The sequence below is a fragment of the Gracilibacillus sp. Marseille-QA3620 genome (assembly GCF_054950035.1).
Map to the genome: position 1 here is coordinate 4,164,964 of NZ_CM143102.1, position 15,979 is coordinate 4,180,942.

At 43.0% G+C, this 15,979-nt stretch carries 15 protein-coding genes; 7 read left to right on the plus strand and 8 right to left on the minus strand.

Translation table 11 applies throughout. The features are described 5' to 3' along the window. Positions 1–301 precede the first annotated feature (301 nt). The 3 genes from ACY8DX_RS20795 (at position 302) to ACY8DX_RS20805 (ending at position 2,145) form a co-directional block, all read left to right on the plus strand. Entirely contained in the window at positions 302–763 is a 462-nt protein-coding gene (locus ACY8DX_RS20795) for a DUF2243 domain-containing protein (RefSeq protein ID WP_231589462.1), read from the plus strand. 1 nt (position 764) lies between these two features. Next, positions 765–1,538, plus strand: coding sequence for a cytochrome c oxidase assembly protein (locus ACY8DX_RS20800; RefSeq protein WP_049669208.1), 774 nt, complete (start codon positions 765–767; stop codon positions 1,536–1,538). 229 nt (positions 1,539–1,767) lie between these two features. Then, complete coding sequence (locus ACY8DX_RS20805; protein WP_049669207.1) at positions 1,768–2,145, plus strand: VOC family protein; 378 nt, start codon at positions 1,768–1,770, stop codon at positions 2,143–2,145. Positions 2,146–2,199: 54 nt separating this feature from the next. Here the strand turns inward: ACY8DX_RS20805 and ACY8DX_RS20810 are convergent, their stop codons facing one another. The 3 genes from ACY8DX_RS20810 to ACY8DX_RS20820 all read right to left on the minus strand — a co-directional run bounded on the left by ACY8DX_RS20810 (position 2,200) and on the right by ACY8DX_RS20820 (position 6,244). Beyond that, positions 2,200–3,651 (minus strand): sucrose-6-phosphate hydrolase, encoded by a 1,452-nt coding sequence (locus ACY8DX_RS20810; RefSeq protein ID WP_462405989.1) that lies wholly within the window; start codon positions 3,649–3,651, stop codon positions 2,200–2,202. A 67-nt stretch (positions 3,652–3,718) separates the two neighbouring features. Beyond that, the gene (locus ACY8DX_RS20815; RefSeq protein WP_049669205.1) at positions 3,719–5,122 is read right to left on the minus strand and encodes a sucrose-specific PTS transporter subunit IIBC; all 1,404 of its coding nucleotides are present in this window, start codon (positions 5,120–5,122) and stop codon (positions 3,719–3,721) included. Positions 5,123–5,254: 132 nt separating this feature from the next. Continuing rightward, on the minus strand, positions 5,255–6,244 hold the full coding sequence (locus tag ACY8DX_RS20820) for a LacI family DNA-binding transcriptional regulator (protein WP_049669204.1): 990 nt from the start codon (positions 6,242–6,244) through the stop codon (positions 5,255–5,257). A 180-nt stretch (positions 6,245–6,424) separates the two neighbouring features. Between ACY8DX_RS20820 and ACY8DX_RS20825 the strand changes: the two genes are divergently transcribed. Together ACY8DX_RS20825 and ACY8DX_RS20830 are read left to right on the plus strand one after the other, a co-directional pair. Then, positions 6,425–6,895 carry a PTS sugar transporter subunit IIA gene (locus ACY8DX_RS20825; protein ID WP_439802489.1) on the plus strand — a complete coding sequence of 157 codons (471 nt, stop codon included), beginning with the start codon at positions 6,425–6,427 and terminating at the stop codon, positions 6,893–6,895. Positions 6,896–7,112: 217 nt separating this feature from the next. Then, on the plus strand, positions 7,113–9,554 hold the full coding sequence (locus tag ACY8DX_RS20830) for a fibronectin type III domain-containing protein (RefSeq protein ID WP_462405990.1): 2,442 nt from the start codon (positions 7,113–7,115) through the stop codon (positions 9,552–9,554). Between the two features lie 61 nt (positions 9,555–9,615). On the opposite strand, the gene ACY8DX_RS20835 is transcribed toward ACY8DX_RS20830, so the two are convergent. The 3 genes from ACY8DX_RS20835 to istA all read right to left on the minus strand — a co-directional run bounded on the left by ACY8DX_RS20835 (position 9,616) and on the right by istA (position 12,935). Next, on the minus strand, positions 9,616–10,602 hold the full coding sequence (locus ACY8DX_RS20835; RefSeq protein ID WP_462405991.1) for a Gfo/Idh/MocA family protein: 987 nt from the start codon (positions 10,600–10,602) through the stop codon (positions 9,616–9,618). A gap of 162 nt (positions 10,603–10,764) precedes the next feature. Beyond that, a complete protein-coding gene (istB, locus tag ACY8DX_RS20840) occupies positions 10,765–11,487 on the minus strand; it encodes an IS21-like element helper ATPase IstB (protein ID WP_462405992.1) in 723 nt (240 codons plus the stop codon). A 17-nt stretch (positions 11,488–11,504) separates the two neighbouring features. Further along, entirely contained in the window at positions 11,505–12,935 is a 1,431-nt protein-coding gene (gene istA, locus ACY8DX_RS20845; protein ID WP_462405993.1) for an IS21 family transposase, read from the minus strand. A 32-nt stretch (positions 12,936–12,967) separates the two neighbouring features. Here istA and ACY8DX_RS20850 point away from each other — a divergent pair, with 32 nt between their 5' ends. Beyond that, positions 12,968–13,444, plus strand: coding sequence for a transposase family protein (locus ACY8DX_RS20850; RefSeq protein ID WP_462405994.1), 477 nt, complete (start codon positions 12,968–12,970; stop codon positions 13,442–13,444). Beyond that, positions 13,413–14,525 carry an ISL3 family transposase gene (locus ACY8DX_RS20855; protein WP_462405995.1) on the plus strand — a complete coding sequence of 371 codons (1,113 nt, stop codon included), beginning with the start codon at positions 13,413–13,415 and terminating at the stop codon, positions 14,523–14,525. Before ACY8DX_RS20850 ends, ACY8DX_RS20855 begins: the two co-directional genes overlap by 32 nt. 87 nt (positions 14,526–14,612) lie before the next feature. Here the strand turns inward: ACY8DX_RS20855 and ACY8DX_RS20860 are convergent, their stop codons facing one another. Together ACY8DX_RS20860 and ACY8DX_RS20865 are read right to left on the minus strand one after the other, a co-directional pair. After that, complete coding sequence (locus ACY8DX_RS20860) at positions 14,613–14,774, minus strand: hypothetical protein (protein ID WP_462405996.1); 162 nt, start codon at positions 14,772–14,774, stop codon at positions 14,613–14,615. A gap of 430 nt (positions 14,775–15,204) precedes the next feature. Next, positions 15,205–15,930, minus strand: coding sequence for a 3-ketoacyl-ACP reductase (locus ACY8DX_RS20865; RefSeq protein ID WP_049669200.1), 726 nt, complete (start codon positions 15,928–15,930; stop codon positions 15,205–15,207). Positions 15,931–15,979: the final 49 nt, after the last annotated feature.

The window sequence follows — 15,979 nt, forward strand, 5'->3', positions numbered from 1 at the left end:
TCCTTATCCCCTTTTATTTGCAAAAAACCAGGTACTTTACACAGATGTTACACAACCAAAAGAAGTTACAGTTGGACCTACGTTTATCTAGATTTCAATGACCATATTTAATGTTAAACCATTCACTATATTTTAACAATTATAAACTATTTTAAGATTAAAAAACGGTTTCATGCTCATAAAGCCGGGCTATCTAATCATTTTCTCCTATGACAGCCGTGCATTTAGCCTTCCTGCGTTTCAGGGCAAACAAACAAAGGAATAGTATAGAAAAATGAAAGGGATGGAGATGACAGAAACAATGAATACGAAAAAAGAACATTCCTACTCAAGCAGGAATATACTTTCCGGCATATTGTTTGGCATCGGCTTTGCGGCCTTCGTTGATGAAGTGGTCTTTCATCAGCTGTTACGCTGGCATCATTTCTATGATCGTTCAACAACGGAGATTGGCTTGATCTCTGATGGACTTTTCCATGCCTTCAGCTGGTTTGCGACAATTGGAGGATTATTCCTTCTGGCCGACTTACGGAGGCGCCATGCATTCATTAAGAAGATATGGTGGGGAAGCATCCTCCTTGGTGCCGGAGGCTTTCAGCTCTATGACGGTACAATCCAGCATAAATGGATGAAGATACACCAAATCCGCTATGTCGATAATGTCTTTGTCTATGACCTGGTTTGGAACATCGCTGCCATAATGATGATGATTGCCGGCCTGGCCTTTATTCTATCCTCTAAACGGAGAAAGGCGGCCTCCTAATATGCATCATCATGCACCATTAGCCATCCTGCCTCAGATCTTGTTAAGCATCCCATTTATCCTTATCTTCATTGTATATATCTTGGCTGTCTTTAAAACCAATCGAACATATAGGCCATGGCCTCCCTATCGTACTGTTATGCTATGTCTGGGGACTGGCCTTGCCATTCTATCTGTTGCAGGGCCGTTAGCTGAGCGCGCTCACTACGATTTTCACGCCCATATGGCCGGCCATCTCTTCTTCGGCATGCTCGCTCCATTATTGATTGCCCTGGCCGCTCCGATAATGCTCATACTTCGCGCCCTGCCTACAAGGCTAGCAAGGCTGTTATCCAAAGGGCTTAAAAGCCGTCCAATCGGCTGGGTCACCCATCCGATTACAGCCGCATTTCTCAATATCGGCGGTTTATGGTTTCTTTATACGACAAGCCTATACTCCCTTATGCATGAGCATATGTGGTTGCACGTGTTCATTCATGCCCATATCTTTCTAGCGGGATACGTATTTACCATTTCACTCATCTATGTGGATCCCATTTATCATCGTGTTTCCTATCTTACTAGAGCGATCATACTCGTCCTTTCACTAGCCTTGCATAGTATCCTTGCTAAATATTTATATGCCAATCCCCCAGAAGGGGTTTCAGCAACCGAGGCTCAATCAGGTACCATGCTTATGTATTATGGTGGGGACCTCGTGGATGCAGCGATTATTTTTATCCTTTGCTGGCATTGGTATAAGGCGGCAAGGCCGCGGGCTGCCTTTGATGGTTAAAAAGATTAGGGGGAAGGCGCATAGACCTTCCCCCTGTTCATTAAAGACTACTCTCCCTCTTTCATCTCAAAGAGGTCATACTTAATAGAATCGTAATGGCCATGATAAATAACAGAAAATGGATTGATTACTCATAAAGCTGCACTTGATACACAAATCTATGTCATGGGATAATAGAATTAACAAATTTTTACACAAAAACCTATAATCCAGAAGGGAAAGATGACCCATGACCAACCATTCTCTCCAGAAAATCAGTCAAATTGGTATTCCTGTCAAAGATCTTAACCGTGCTGCCGCCTTTTATAAAGATATACTCAGCCTTCCCCTCTTATTCCAAACCGACCGTATGGCCTTTTTCGACCTCAATGGTCTGCGTATCATGCTTTCCTTGCCGGAGAAGGAGGAATTCGCCTGCTCCAGCTCTGTTCTTTATTTTCAAGTAGAAGAAATACTTGGAGCTTATGAGGAGCTCCTATCAAAGGAGGTTATCTTTACAGGTGAACCTCATATCATCACCAAAATGAACGGGGTAGAGACGTGGATGGCCTTTTTCCGTGATTCGGAGGGGAATACGATGGCGCTGGTAAGTGAGGTAGAGGTATGAAGAAGGAGGCCACATTGGTCTCCTTCTTCATGTATGATGATTATTGCTGTCCCATCAATCAACCACAAACCCTTGCAAATCCCACTTCTCCACCCGAACAACTGCCTCTCCAGAAAAGGCAATACTTTCATCGTCTGGTTTGGGAAAATAACGGGCGGTAAAAACCTTCTCGCCCCCGTTCAAGAAAATCTCCAAGGAGGAGTGATCAAGAAAGACGTGAATTCTTGAAAGAGAGGAGATGACACAGGTTCTTGATTCAAGTGCTCCTGTTTTGACGTTCCTTCTCTTCAAGATGACTTCATTCTTATTCGCATCATAAATGAGTTCAGCGCTGTTTCGGAGGGTGATGGTAAACTTGCCGCCCTGCAGTTCAAGGAGCTCAATCATGAGCTCGATTGATTTGCCGCCAATCGGAGGGGGAAATTGCCCTGCTCCATCAAGGACTAGCTCAGCTTGGACCTTATTCTCTCGAAGTCCCTTCATTTCATTCAAAGGGCTTTGATACAAGCATCCATTCTCGAAATGAAGCTCTCTTGGCATTGTCAAGGCGTGCACCCAGCGGTGGGAGATTGTCGGCTGGTGCTGTTCTGCTTCATCTGTCATCCCCATCCACCCATAGAGAATGGTCCGTCCAGTATCGTCCATGAAGGTTTGCGGAGCATAAAAGTCAAACCCACGGTCAAGCTCAGTGAAGGGCCCGTGCTCATAGGCAAACTCCCTTTCATCAAATTCCCCGGCAAAATAACCGGATTGAAAGAGATTTTGATAGTCACGCCCACTAGCCTCCAAGCCTTGCGGAGATACAAGAAGAATGTCCTTTCCATCTAAGTGAATGAGGTCCGGACATTCCCACATATAGCCGAAATCATCTAATCCATTCAGTCCGCTGCCAGCTATCGTCCCGGCCTCCTCCCATTCATATAAATCCTTTGAGTGGAAGAGGGCGACAGCTCCTTGCTCCTTAACGGTTTGTGCACCTAGAACCATGAACCATTGGTCACCCTGCCTCCATACCTTCGGATCACGAAAATGAGCGGTATAGCCTTTCGGAAGCTGCAAAACAGGCCCAACCTTCTCAAAGTGAATGCCATCCTCTGAAACAGCTAGACATTGATAGGTTTCCCGCGCCCCGTCTGCTTGCTTCACATTCCCGGTATAGAAGAGATACATTTTCCCCTCCCATTCAATCGCACTCCCGGAATAGCAGCCATTTTTGTCATACCATTCACTTGGGGCGAGTGCGATTGGCTCCTCCTGCCAATGCAGCAGGTCCCTTGATGTGTAATGCCCCCAGAACTTTGCGCCATGGGCTGTTTCAAATGGATTCCATTGATAAAAGACATGGTATACACCCTTAAACTGAATCAATCCATTCGGGTCATTCAACAGTCCAACTGGCGGCATGAGATGGTAGTGCAGCCGATAAGGGTCTTGCTGTACTGTTATATGATATTTATCCGTCACTTCCCGCGCCCATAGCCGCAGCAGCTGATCATTCTCTGACATGGTATAACCATCCTCACTGTTTTTTTATGAATAAAAGGCAGAACGACAATCGCCTGCCTTTCGTTTATTATTGTTCGATTTCCTTCTTCATCTTATCTGAATAGCCAAACATCCAGGTGAGTGCGAACGCTACTGCAATTGAAACAAGGTTCACCAAAATATACGCAAGAAGCTGTCCGTTCAAATAAAGCAATGTCCCTGGGATTACTGTTACCGCCATTCCCGTTGCCTCCAATTGGAATAGAGAGGCCAGAAAGCCGCCGACAGCCCCGCCGATTAGACCCATAATAAATGGTTTCCCGTAGCGTAAATTAACCCCAAACAAGGCTGGCTCTGTAATTCCTAAGAATGCTGATAAGGCGGATGGGAAACCTAACGCCTTCAGTTTCGTTGATTTTGTCTTCATGGCAACCGCTAATGTCGCACCACCCTGGGCAGCGACTGCACAGGTGACGATGGCATTATAAGGATTACTCTGGAATTCAGCAAGCAGCTGGATCTCGAGCATATTAAAGACATGGTGGACACCTGTAATCACGATGATCTGGTTCAAGCCGCCAATAATCAGCCCGCTGATGCCAAATGGCCATGAAAGGACAGCTTTTGCGGCAGTCAAAATACCATTCTCAACCGTATGGAAGATTGGCCCGATAACAAGCAGGGATAAAACAATCATCACAAGCAGTGTCAAAAATGGGGTCAAAATTAAATCCAATGATTCCGGTACACGCCTTCTAATGGCCCTCTCTAATTTAGCCCCAATGATTCCGGCAATAAATGCCGGCAGAACAGAGGCTTGATAGCCGACAACCGGAATAAAGCCGAAGAATTCAAGCGGTGTCACATCCCCGCCCGCAACCGCCCATGCATTCGGCAAGGACGGTGACACGAGCATTAAGCCAAGTACCAGCCCAATGATTGGGCTTCCTCCAAATACCCGAAATGTTGACCAGGCGACAAGGGCCGGCAAAAAGATAAAGGCCGTGTCTGTTAATACTTCCGTAAAGAGAAGGAAGTTGCCGGATACGTCATCAGGTGTCAATCCAACCAACCCGAGTATTTGCTCCTGCATCAGGAGACCGCGAAGTCCCATGAATAATCCCGTTGCAACAAGCACCGGAATAATTGGAACAAAGACATCCCCAAATGTCCGAATGGCCCGCTGGAAGCGGGTTCCGCTCTTAACAGCCTCCTTCTTCTGGTCAGAAGGATTCATAGTGGAAAGGCCGAGTCCCTCCACCTCTTCATATACCTTATTAACGGTACCGGTTCCGAATATAATCTGGTATTGACCTGAATTGAAGAACGCTCCCTTAACCTTCTGGATGCCCTCTACCTTCTCCTGATCAATTAATTCCTTGTCATTCACCATGATGCGGAGTCTTGTTGCGCAATGAGCCACAGAGGAAATATTCTCCCTTCCTCCAACGGCTTCAATCACTTCCTCTGCAATTCTGCGATTCTCTGACATTGCCATTCACCCCTTCTCATTCTATTCCATCCCATTTTTCAAAAAAGATACGTACATTAGTTCAATGTGGAATCGATTCCACAAACAATAAAATAAAAGTGCAACCGATTTATGAAATCGATTACACAACCATTATATACTGTCCCTTTGTAAAAATCTATGTTTTATGTTCCTCTTTATAACTTGTTTTCCATTATTATCAATCAACTCCAGCATTAGAGCTGCTGCTTCGCGCCCTGCTTCCTCGACCATAAAATCAATGGTCGATAAGGATGGCGTAATAAACTTCGATAGTTCAGATGCTCCCATCCCGGCAATGGCGATTTCATCCGGAATAACCAGCCCGGACTCCTTCACATACTGCATCGCACCAATCGCGAGCCTATCAGTCACAGCAAGAACAGCCGTTGGCCTCAACGATGAAGTCTCCATTATTTCCCTCATGCAGGCACGTCCAGATTCCAAATCAAAAATCCCTGTTTGAACCCAGCTACCTTCTATCGGCAGACCGCTCGCTGCCATGGCATCCAAATATCCTTTCTTCCGCAGTATCCCGACGGCTGGATCTGACTCACTGACTCCAATGAACGCAATTCGCTTATGCCCTTTATCAATAAGAGCTTGCACGGCATCCTTGGCTGCCTGATAATCATCAAATACGACATTGGGGTGGCCTGGCATATCCTGTCCAACCGCAACAAAAGGAATGGCCAGCTGGTTGATTTCCGCCATAAGCTCCGGCTCCGTATTCGTTGCTGACAGAATAATTCCGTCTACATGCCTGCTTCTTAACAGCCGTAAATTCTCTATCTCCTTTTCCGGAATCAAATTGGTATTGGCAAGCAGGATTTGATAGCCCGATTCACCCAAAACCTCATCAATTCCCTTTACAAGGCGGCTCGAGGTCTCCGTGCTGATCTTCGGAAGGATGACCCCAATGACCTTTGTCTTCTTCGTCCGCAAGGATTTAGCATGCTGGCTTGGAACATACCCGGTCTCTTCAATAACCTTCAGAACCGCACTTCTCGCCTTTTCGCTTACATAGCCAGAATTATTCAAGACGCGAGAAACCGTCGTTCTCGAAACATTTGCTCTCTGCGCAATTTCCTTTATCGTTAGCATCGAACCGTTCCTCCCTTTAAATCTATTATCATTTTACACAAATCAGCTAAAAAGACATAGAAACAAACGGGCACACGTAATCCCTATTATTTGGTAAATAGTTTGAATTGATTTACAATACAACCAAAGAAACTCGTTGGATTCAATTCCGTCAAAATTCATGCAAAGGTGGTAATCTAGATGTTCAAAAGCCTATTTAAGAAAAAACAGCCGAACAATCAAGACCCGATGCTCGTACCCTTAAAAGGAAAGGTTGTTGATCTCGAGACTGTGCCAGATCCCGTATTCGCCCAGAAAATGATGGGAGATGGATTTGCCATTGACCCTGCCGACGGCACAATCCTCTCACCTGTTGATGGAGAGGTCATCACCATCTTCCCTACTAAACATGCCATCAGCCTGAAAAGCAATAAAGGCAGAGAAATCCTCATCCATGTAGGACTTGAAACCGTTCAGTTGAACGGGGATGGATTCACACCTCTCGTCATGGACGGCCAAAAGATCAAGAAAGGCCAGGAGTTGATGAAGGTTGACTTTGAATCCATTAAACCAAGAGTCCCATCTATCCTGACACCCGTCATTTTCACAAATCTGGATGAGAATGAAAAGGTTGTTGTGGAGGGAGAGAATATGTTTATAAAAAACTTATAACTATATTACAATAATTGAATATGCTAACATTCTCATGAAATTGACCCTCTCCTGATGCTTAGGTGAGGTCTTTTTTGTGATAAAAGAACCCTCAAAAGGCAGATTTCTGTTTTACATTTTATAGGAAAAAATAACTTATGAACCTTCTAATATATGGTAGTTTTTGCTTACCAAATATCCTATAATTAGATGATGACTAATCGAAATGGGGGATATTATGAGAAAAGGATTTATATTATTAATCATTGCTGTATTTCTTATTTTTAACGTAGGTTCCTATGTATCTTTTGCTGAAGGTCCGACTGAATCAAATGAAGAGGAAAAGAGCTTAATAGTCAACTCAGATGAGGGGGAAATGGAGGAGAATCCCTTTGAAGGTTCAATGGTGCAAGACTTGCGAGCAGTCGCAACATCCCCTGCCACCATTGATCTTAGCTGGTCAGCTATAGAGGGAGCCACAAATTACGAAATCTATCAAGCAAGTGGTCCAAATGCTGAATACACGTTGATTGATACCGTTTCATCTATCTCCTACACCTTGCAAAACGTCACTCCTGGCCCTGTAAAGTATTACAAGATTAGAGGCGTCCAAGAAACAAATGAAATGTACCTTTATAGTCAATATTCCCAAATAGTCAGTGCCGCCACTTCCCTGACAGCTCCGCTAAATCTTGAAACAGCAAAAACAACCTATAATTCCGTTACTCTATCATGGAGTCAAGTAATTGGCGCAAAAGGATATGAGATCTATGCAGCTGAATCTGCCAATGGTACCTTCAAACGAGTTAAAATCACCTCAGATACAACCTTTACCCACACAAATCTAGCGACTAACAAAAGTTACTTTTATAAAATCAAGGCTTATTCTCAGGATATAACTACCTATTATGGTCCGTTCTCTAACACCATCAGCGCTAAATTATCGTTCACTGCTCCTGTTAATCTCAAGGTTACCAACAAGACCTATAACTCAGTAAGTCTATCCTGGAGCAAAGTACAAGATGCAAAAGGGTATGAAATTTGGATGGCATCTGCCAAAGACGGCAAATATACAAAAGTAATTTCTACAACATCCACATCCTATACTCATAAAAATTTGGCAACAAACAAAACCTATTATCACAAGATTAGGGCATATACAGGAAACCCAACCGTATACACTTCCTATTCAGGAGCTGTCAGTTCCAAACTTTCCCTTGCCTCACCTCAAAACTTCAAGGTAGCCAAGAAAACGTACAACTCTGTCTCACTCTCTTGGAGCAAGGTTCAGGATGCCAAAGGGTATGAAATTTGGATGGCGTCCTCAAAAGATGGCAAATATACAAAAGTAACATCTACAACATCCACATCTTATACTCATAAGAATCTCGCAACAAATAAAACTTATTATTACAAGATTAGGGCATATACAGCAGGAAGCCCAACTGTATACTCCTCCTATTCAGGAGCTGTCAGCGCCAAACTTTCCCTTGCCTCACCTCAAAACTTCAAGATAGCCAAGAAAACGTACAACTCTGTCTCACTCTCTTGGAGCACGGTTCAGGATGCCAAAGGATATGAAATTTGGATGGCGACCTCCAAGGATGGCAAATATACAAAAGTAACATCTACGACATCCACATCTTATATTCATAAGAATCTCACAACAAATAAAACCTACTACTATAAAATTCGATCATATGCTGGAAGTAAGCCTGTTTACAGCTCCTACTCCAGCATTGTTAGCGCAAAGCTATTTGTCCCTGCCCCTTCCTCACTAAAGGTATCAACCAAGACCTATGATTCTCTGACTTTATTATGGGGTAAGGCAAATGAAGCCAAGGGTTATGAAGTATATATGTCGACAACAAAAAACGGCAAATACACGAAGGTTAAATCAACTGAATCAACATCTTTTAAGCACACTAAATTAACCACAAATAAGACCTATTACTATAAAGTCAGGTCGTATGTAAAATCCGGCAAGAAAACGTACTACAGTTCCTTTACTAGTAAAGTAAAAGGAAAACCAACACTTAATGCGGTACCCTCAGTCAAAACAAGCGGTCATGTTGATGCTATTAAAATTAGCTGGGGATCAGTAAGTGGAGCTAATGAATACAGGATTTACCGGTCATCCTCCAAAAACGGCGATTATAAAGTAGTTAAATCAACAACTGATAAGAGTTATACAGATAAATCTGTCAAAAAGAGAGTCACATACTACTACAAAATCGCAGCCATCCGGAAGGTAGGAAAGAATACTTATGCAGGGCCTGCCAGTACTATTACCAGCGGCATTACGCGGACAGTTGAAAAACCAAATTTCTCTGTTTGGACATCTAGTGAAACTGATTCCTCTACGTATGCTGTGTTACTCCATATTGAAAATTATGGCTCCAAGCCGTTGCGGATTTTAAGTGATGGTGCTTTGATTGATAATGAGTATGAGGATTTTGATCGCCCTTTGCAGCAAATTGATGTCGACACGATTGAAGATCTCGAATGGCTAGAAATTGGAGCGAAAAGCGATTCGTTTATCGGTTATCGGGTGATTGGCGGCCCGACCTGGTATGATAGAAAATCAACCATCATCTATGAATTCAAATACGATGGAATTGAGTATTATGGGTATGCGAGCAGCTATTATGGCTCCTATTATTCGGAAAAGAAAAAATAGACCTAACAAGAAACCCTCATTCGGCTAACAACCGAACGAGGGTTTTTCATTCCCAATAATATTATTGCTTCCCTTCTTCCTCCGGATAAACAAGTCCCCACTCCCTGCGAATCTCCGTCATGATATCCATAACATCCTTCGTCAGGTTCAAATGAGTTACCTCTTTATTGCCCTTAACGGCTGCCTCCATGTCCTGCATTTCATAATAGAGCGCATCCTCGGTGTTTCCGGTCTCGATTACTTCCTGCTCACCGGTTTCCGTATAGGTAATGACCGCTTTTTGGCCTCTTGGGTATTCCATCAGTTCAATATAGCCTTTGTCACAGGAAATCATTCCGCGCTTCGGCTGTTTGGAGTGCAAGGTTAAGGCGATGGTCACCATTTCTTGCTTTTCGTTCATCATGAGGATGCCCGCCTGCTCATCAACACCTGTTGGTGCGTATTTCACTTGGCTCACGACTTGGTTTGGTTTTTCAGACATGAACCAGCGAGCGAATGAGATTGCGTAAACGCCAATATCCAAAAGAGCGCCTCCAGCCAGCTTTTTGTTAAAGAAACGGTTCTCCATATCATATTCTTTATAGCTTCCGAAATTCATCTGGATCATCCGAAGCTCGCCCATTGCACCAGAATCGATTCGTTTTTTCAGTTCTTTGTAGATTGGCATATGGAAGATAGTCATTGCCTCTGCCAATACGACTTGATTCTCCTCAGCGAGTTTGATGCACTCATCCAGTTCTTCACTGTTAAGGGTGATTGATTTCTCTACCAATAAATGCTTGCCGTTTGAAAGTGCCTCTTTCATGAATGGAAAATGAGTGTTATGCGGTGTTGTGATATAAATAATATCGACATTCTCATCATGGAACATCTCGTGGAAATCATTATATACTTTGCCGATTCCATGCTTTTCTGCAAAATCTATCGCCTTGCTATGCGTACGGTTGCCGACAGCATAAAAGGTCTTGCCCGCCTTTTTCAAGGAAGCTGCCATTTCATTTGCGACAATCCCTGTTCCTAATACAGCCCAGTTTAAGTTTTCTCTCATTCGGATAATCTCTCCTTTGTATATCAGTTTTATACCAAACTACCGCTCATCATTATTATGGAATTGCAAATGCTCTACTTTTTTACTATAACAAAATAACTTATGTAATCGTCAACCCAAAAGTTGACCATGTCGCTCATGCAAAAGTTGACCACCCTCTTGTTACTTCGAATAAGTCTCTTTGAGACGATAGCTTTCTCCATTCATGGGGATGATGTGTGCCTTATGGGTTACTCGATCCAACAAGGCGGCGGTCATCTGTTCATCGTGAAAGACCTCTACCCATCGACTAAATTCCCGATTACTCGTGATAACCATACTGCCTCTTTCATAACGTGCCGAGAAAAATTGAAAGAGTAATTCTGCTGCTTTCTGGTGGTAGGGGATATAGCCCAGTTCATCGACAATTGTGACATCTGCGGCCAACCATTGCTTTTCTAACTGAAGCAGTCTTTTTTCGTCCTGAGCTTCCATCAGTTCATTGGATAGGCGGGCGGCCGTATAGTATCGTACAGTATAGCCCTGTTCAATCGCTTCTTCTCCTAGCGCGATGGATAAATGTGTTTTCCCTGTTCCCGAGTTCCCGATGAATATGACATTCCTTTTCTGTTGAATATATTCCCCTTGAAAGATGTCCAACATGCGCCTTTTAGGTACGTGAGGGGCCTCTTCAAATTGAAAAGCGAGAAGGTCTTTATGTACCGGAAACTGCGCTTTTTTTCTGGCTGTCGCTTTCTTTTTGATTTCTCGCTCAGCTACTTCAATCGCTAATAAATGAAAAAGAAAGTCTTCATAGGTGATTTGTTGCTCATTTGCTTCACGCAAATAAGCGTCCACTTGCTCACGTATGGCTGGTAATCGTAATCTTTTTAGATATTCATCCATTTGATATCGATGTGTGCTCAGTGTAGATACCTTCCTTTCTGTAATAATTGATCATATGGATCGAAAGTAGGCGCCTTGACTGCGACAGATTGGTCCATTTTATAGTTTATGGGGGATGGCTTCATGATTTCTGGCTTCGTCATTAGATACAGATAATGCTTGACGCTATCAGCTGTATATAGCTGCTCTTTTACACTACTTTCAACCGCCTGTTTGACCGTTTCGATCGAGAACTCCCGATGGAGTTTTAGTAGTTTAATGAATTCTTTTCCATGCCCATATTTAGAAAGAGTACGACGATAAAATTCTTGATAACTGGCAGGAAGGTTCGCTCTGCGGACAGGGCGTGCATGCGGAATGGCCCTTGGTTTTCTCTCTAGTTCATCCAAATAATGATCCACTTCAAATACTTCATGAAATCTTTCATAGGAACGTTCATGCTTCGCTACACATTGCCCGCCTAGCCAGATCTCAATATGATTGACATAGGCATATAGGTGAGCGTCTTTTTGTCCTGCATATCTTGTTGGGACGGAGTAGGCATTGGTTTCAAAGTTTACCAGGGACAGGCTATTAACACTGGCTTTCACCTTCCTGGCACAAGGATGTTTACTGATGATCGGCAATAGTTGCACACGCTCTTCCTGAAATCGTTCACCCACCTTTTCGTTTGTTTTGGGTACGAAGGTTTCTTCATAGGCATTACATTGTTCCATTAAATAGTGATTCAGCTCCAGAATTTCACTAACCTGAGGAACCGGCACAAGGAATTGAGCTCTGGCTGTTTGTACCAGCTTCTCCACTTGTCCCTTTTCATTTCCTTTGGCGGGTGCACAAAATTGGGCATCAAAGAGATAGTGGGAGCGAAACTGGACAAAAGCTTCCTGTTCTTCTCGCTTCGTTCCTTCTAACACCTTCTTTACAGCTGTTTTCATATTGTCATAGACTATCGTTTTCGGAACACCACCAAAGTAATCAAAGGCGTCTGCGTGGCCTTGGAATAATGCCTCTTGACGTTGATGCTGAAACACTTTTACAAATATTTTGCGGCTATACAAAAGTCTCATACAAAAAAGCATGACTTTCCTTTCAATCCCATTCAAACACACAATGACTTCTCCCCAATCAAATTGGGCATGTTCGCCAGGATCGAATTCCAACGGTATAGAGGAATTTGGGGTTTCTTTGAGCTGCTTGTATTGGCGTACAAAACGGCGTACGGTGGATTCTCCGCCTTTAAAGCCGTATTCTTTTACCAAGCGTCTGTGGATTTGAGCAGCACTATGATGCTGTTTTACTGGGGCTGTTTCATCCTCCGTTAGCCATCGGATAATGGTAGATTTAACGGAGTCGATGACCGGATTGGCAACCGGTGTAAACGATAAACTAGACTGGTTCTTACGCCATGTTGGTGATGGCTTATGTACATTCTTTTTTGGGTATAACATAATGGAAGTGAATGGAAACGGGGTGTCGAGCTATGGTTGAAACTGTTCAATTGCTTTTCCCTGGTGATGACACAATTGAAATTCTATATGAACATCTAGATGAGAAGAATCTATTTTATATTATTGAAGTACATTCCTCTTCTGCTAAATGCCCCTCATGCGATACTCTTTCAACCAGGTCACACAGTCGATATAGTCGAGAGATAAAGGATATGCCCCAAGGGGGACGTCATGTCACCATGAAAGTTTTTATGCACAAATGGTTTTGTGATGCTCCCGACTGTCCTAGGAAGATTTTCACCGAACGTCTTTCTTGGCTTAAACCTTACAGACGAAGAACAGATCGCATGGAGAAGGTCTTAACCGAAATAGCGCTCTCCACGAGCTGCCTGAATGCAGAGAAGCTCTGCCGATCCCTTTCTTATCCCGTCAGCCATGATACCCTGCTCCGTCTAATCAGAAAGATGGAACCCACAGATGAAAGGTGCTCTCCCTTTCGTGGGGATTGATGACTTTGCCTTTAAGAAAAGATTTACTTATGGCACAATCATCATCGATTTATTGACCCATCAACCATTGGATATCCTCCCCACAAGGGAGTCATCGGATGTCACAGCCTGGCTTAAGAGATATCCTGACATCAAGGTGGTGAGCCGTGATGGATCGAAATCATATGCAAAAGCCATAAAAGATGCATCTCCAGATATAAAGCAGGTTGGGGATCGCTGGCATATCCTTAAACAATTATTTGAAACCGTCAAACAGACAATCAGAACCTTTCTCCCTAAAAAATGGGTACCTCCTCAAAAGGATGAATTAAATGCGGAGCCGATAAAAATCTCCCCGCGGAAATCGGATCATACCAGGATTCAAAACGAGGAGAAACATTGGAACCGTATCAAACTTGTCCATCAATTAAAATCCGAAGGATTCTCAATAGCAGCTATCTCAAGAAAAGTGGGCATTACTCGCCAAACGGTCTATAAGGACCTAAAGACAACCCAAAAACCCTCTCATGTACGAGAATCCAAGTATCAAGCGTATCAAGCTCTTATACTGAATTTAGTCAAAGATGGACTGTCTTTCAAGAAAATAGAAGCGTCTTGTCGAGAAAAGGGGTATAAAGGATCCGTTTCTACCTTGAATACCCTGATTGCACAGGCACGCAGAAATCAAAAGAGAGAACGACCGATATTTCTCCATCGAAGAATCTTAAAGATCGTATGGGATTTTCAAAAGAAAGACCATAAAAGCCAATTTGAACAGATTCATCCTGATTTCCTCAACGTCTTTCCGGATATTCTATCGCTAGATCAGATGGTCTCTTCCTTCCGAATAATTTTTAAAAACAAGGAATCCTCTCAACTCTTGGAGTGGATGGAAAAATATCAAACAAACAAGTTTCCTTTCTTTCAGTCTTTTATTGCAGGGTTGAAGGAGGATTTGGCTGCTGTGCTGAACGGTGTACAAGAGCCATGGAGTAATGGGGTGACGGAGGGACAAGTAAACAGGTTAAAGAACATAAAACGATTGATGTATGGTCGCGCAAACTTTGATTTACTTAAAAAGAGGTTTCTATATAAAAACTAGATATACTAAAAAAGTAAACGGCATGATTGAGAAGGGGTACTTAGTGTATTTCACCAAAAAGGCGTAAGAACCAATTCTACTTGACGGTTACACCGGCTTTGATCGTTGATAGGTTGGAATTTCATTCTGTTGTATGGCTTTTCGTATCGTTTGCCTGGAGAGATTGAGATCTTTTGATAATTGCCGAATAGATCGACCTTCTTTAAAGTGCAATTTTCTGATAAGCTCTATATTAGCCATCTTTAACATCCTTTTTTCCTCCCAAATCATAAAGTTCTCGACAAACTCAATGATAAGGGATTGGGTGTTAAGGGTGGTCAACTTTTTGATTAGCGAATTGTACTAAAGTGGTCAACTTTTATTTTAGCGTTTACAAACTTAATTAGCGAAAAAAGGTTGATGATTTTGAGGACTATACGAGCGGTATGGATAGTTGCCTCATAAAAATCTTACGAATCTGTTCCTGAAAATGCAAAGCGCTAAGTCAAAGTAAGTTATGACTGCCGATACTATGGCCGTTAAAAAATCTACTGCAGCCCTTACAACCTCCCTTTCGGACAAACCGACTATGATATTTCCATCTTCTCTTAAGAGATTCCTATAATAGAGTATATGCCGATGTTAGATGAACCTAAAAAAGAGCCAGTTATCATGGATAACTGACTCTTTGTTTAAATGATTAAAATGGGTTGGTTGCGATAAAGCTTGCTGTTTTCACATACATGCGCGGATTAATTTTCAGCTGATCCACGATAAATTCAGCGATATCCTCCGGCTGGATATATTTCGCATCATTGTTTTCCTTCATAAGATCCAAATCGAGTGCAAGATCTGTCGCAACAGTGCTCGGTGTCAAGGCTGACACGCGAATATTATTGCGGCGCACCTCCTGGGCAAGGGATTCTGTGAACCCGATGACCGCGAATTTTGATGCGCTGTAGGCACTTGATGTCGCCGCTCCATTCAATCCGTTGGTTGAAGAGATATTAATGATATCCCCACCGTTTTTCTCAACTAGCTGAGGAAGTACGGCTCTTGTCACATAATAGGTGCCAAGCAGATTCGTATCAATGATTTTCTTCCACTCTTCCGGATCCATTTCAACCACCTTGCCGAATGAGGCAATACCCGCATTGTTAATGAGAATATCAGCCGTACCTAATTGGCTGGTCAATGTTTCAATAGCTGCCTCAACCTGCTCTTTGGATGAAACGTCCGCAGATGCATAAGCAACCTTCACTCCAAGACTCTCAATCTCAGCTGCTGCTTCCTTCAATGTAGCCTCTTTACGTGCAAGCAGTCCAATATGAACTCCCTCTTTGGCTAAGGCAATAGCCGTTGCCTTGCCAATTCCTCTTGCTCCGCCTGTGATAAAGGCAATTTTATTTGTTAATGCTTGTGCCACTTCTTTCAGCTCCCTTCAAAACTACATTCTATCTTCCACTATACTATTT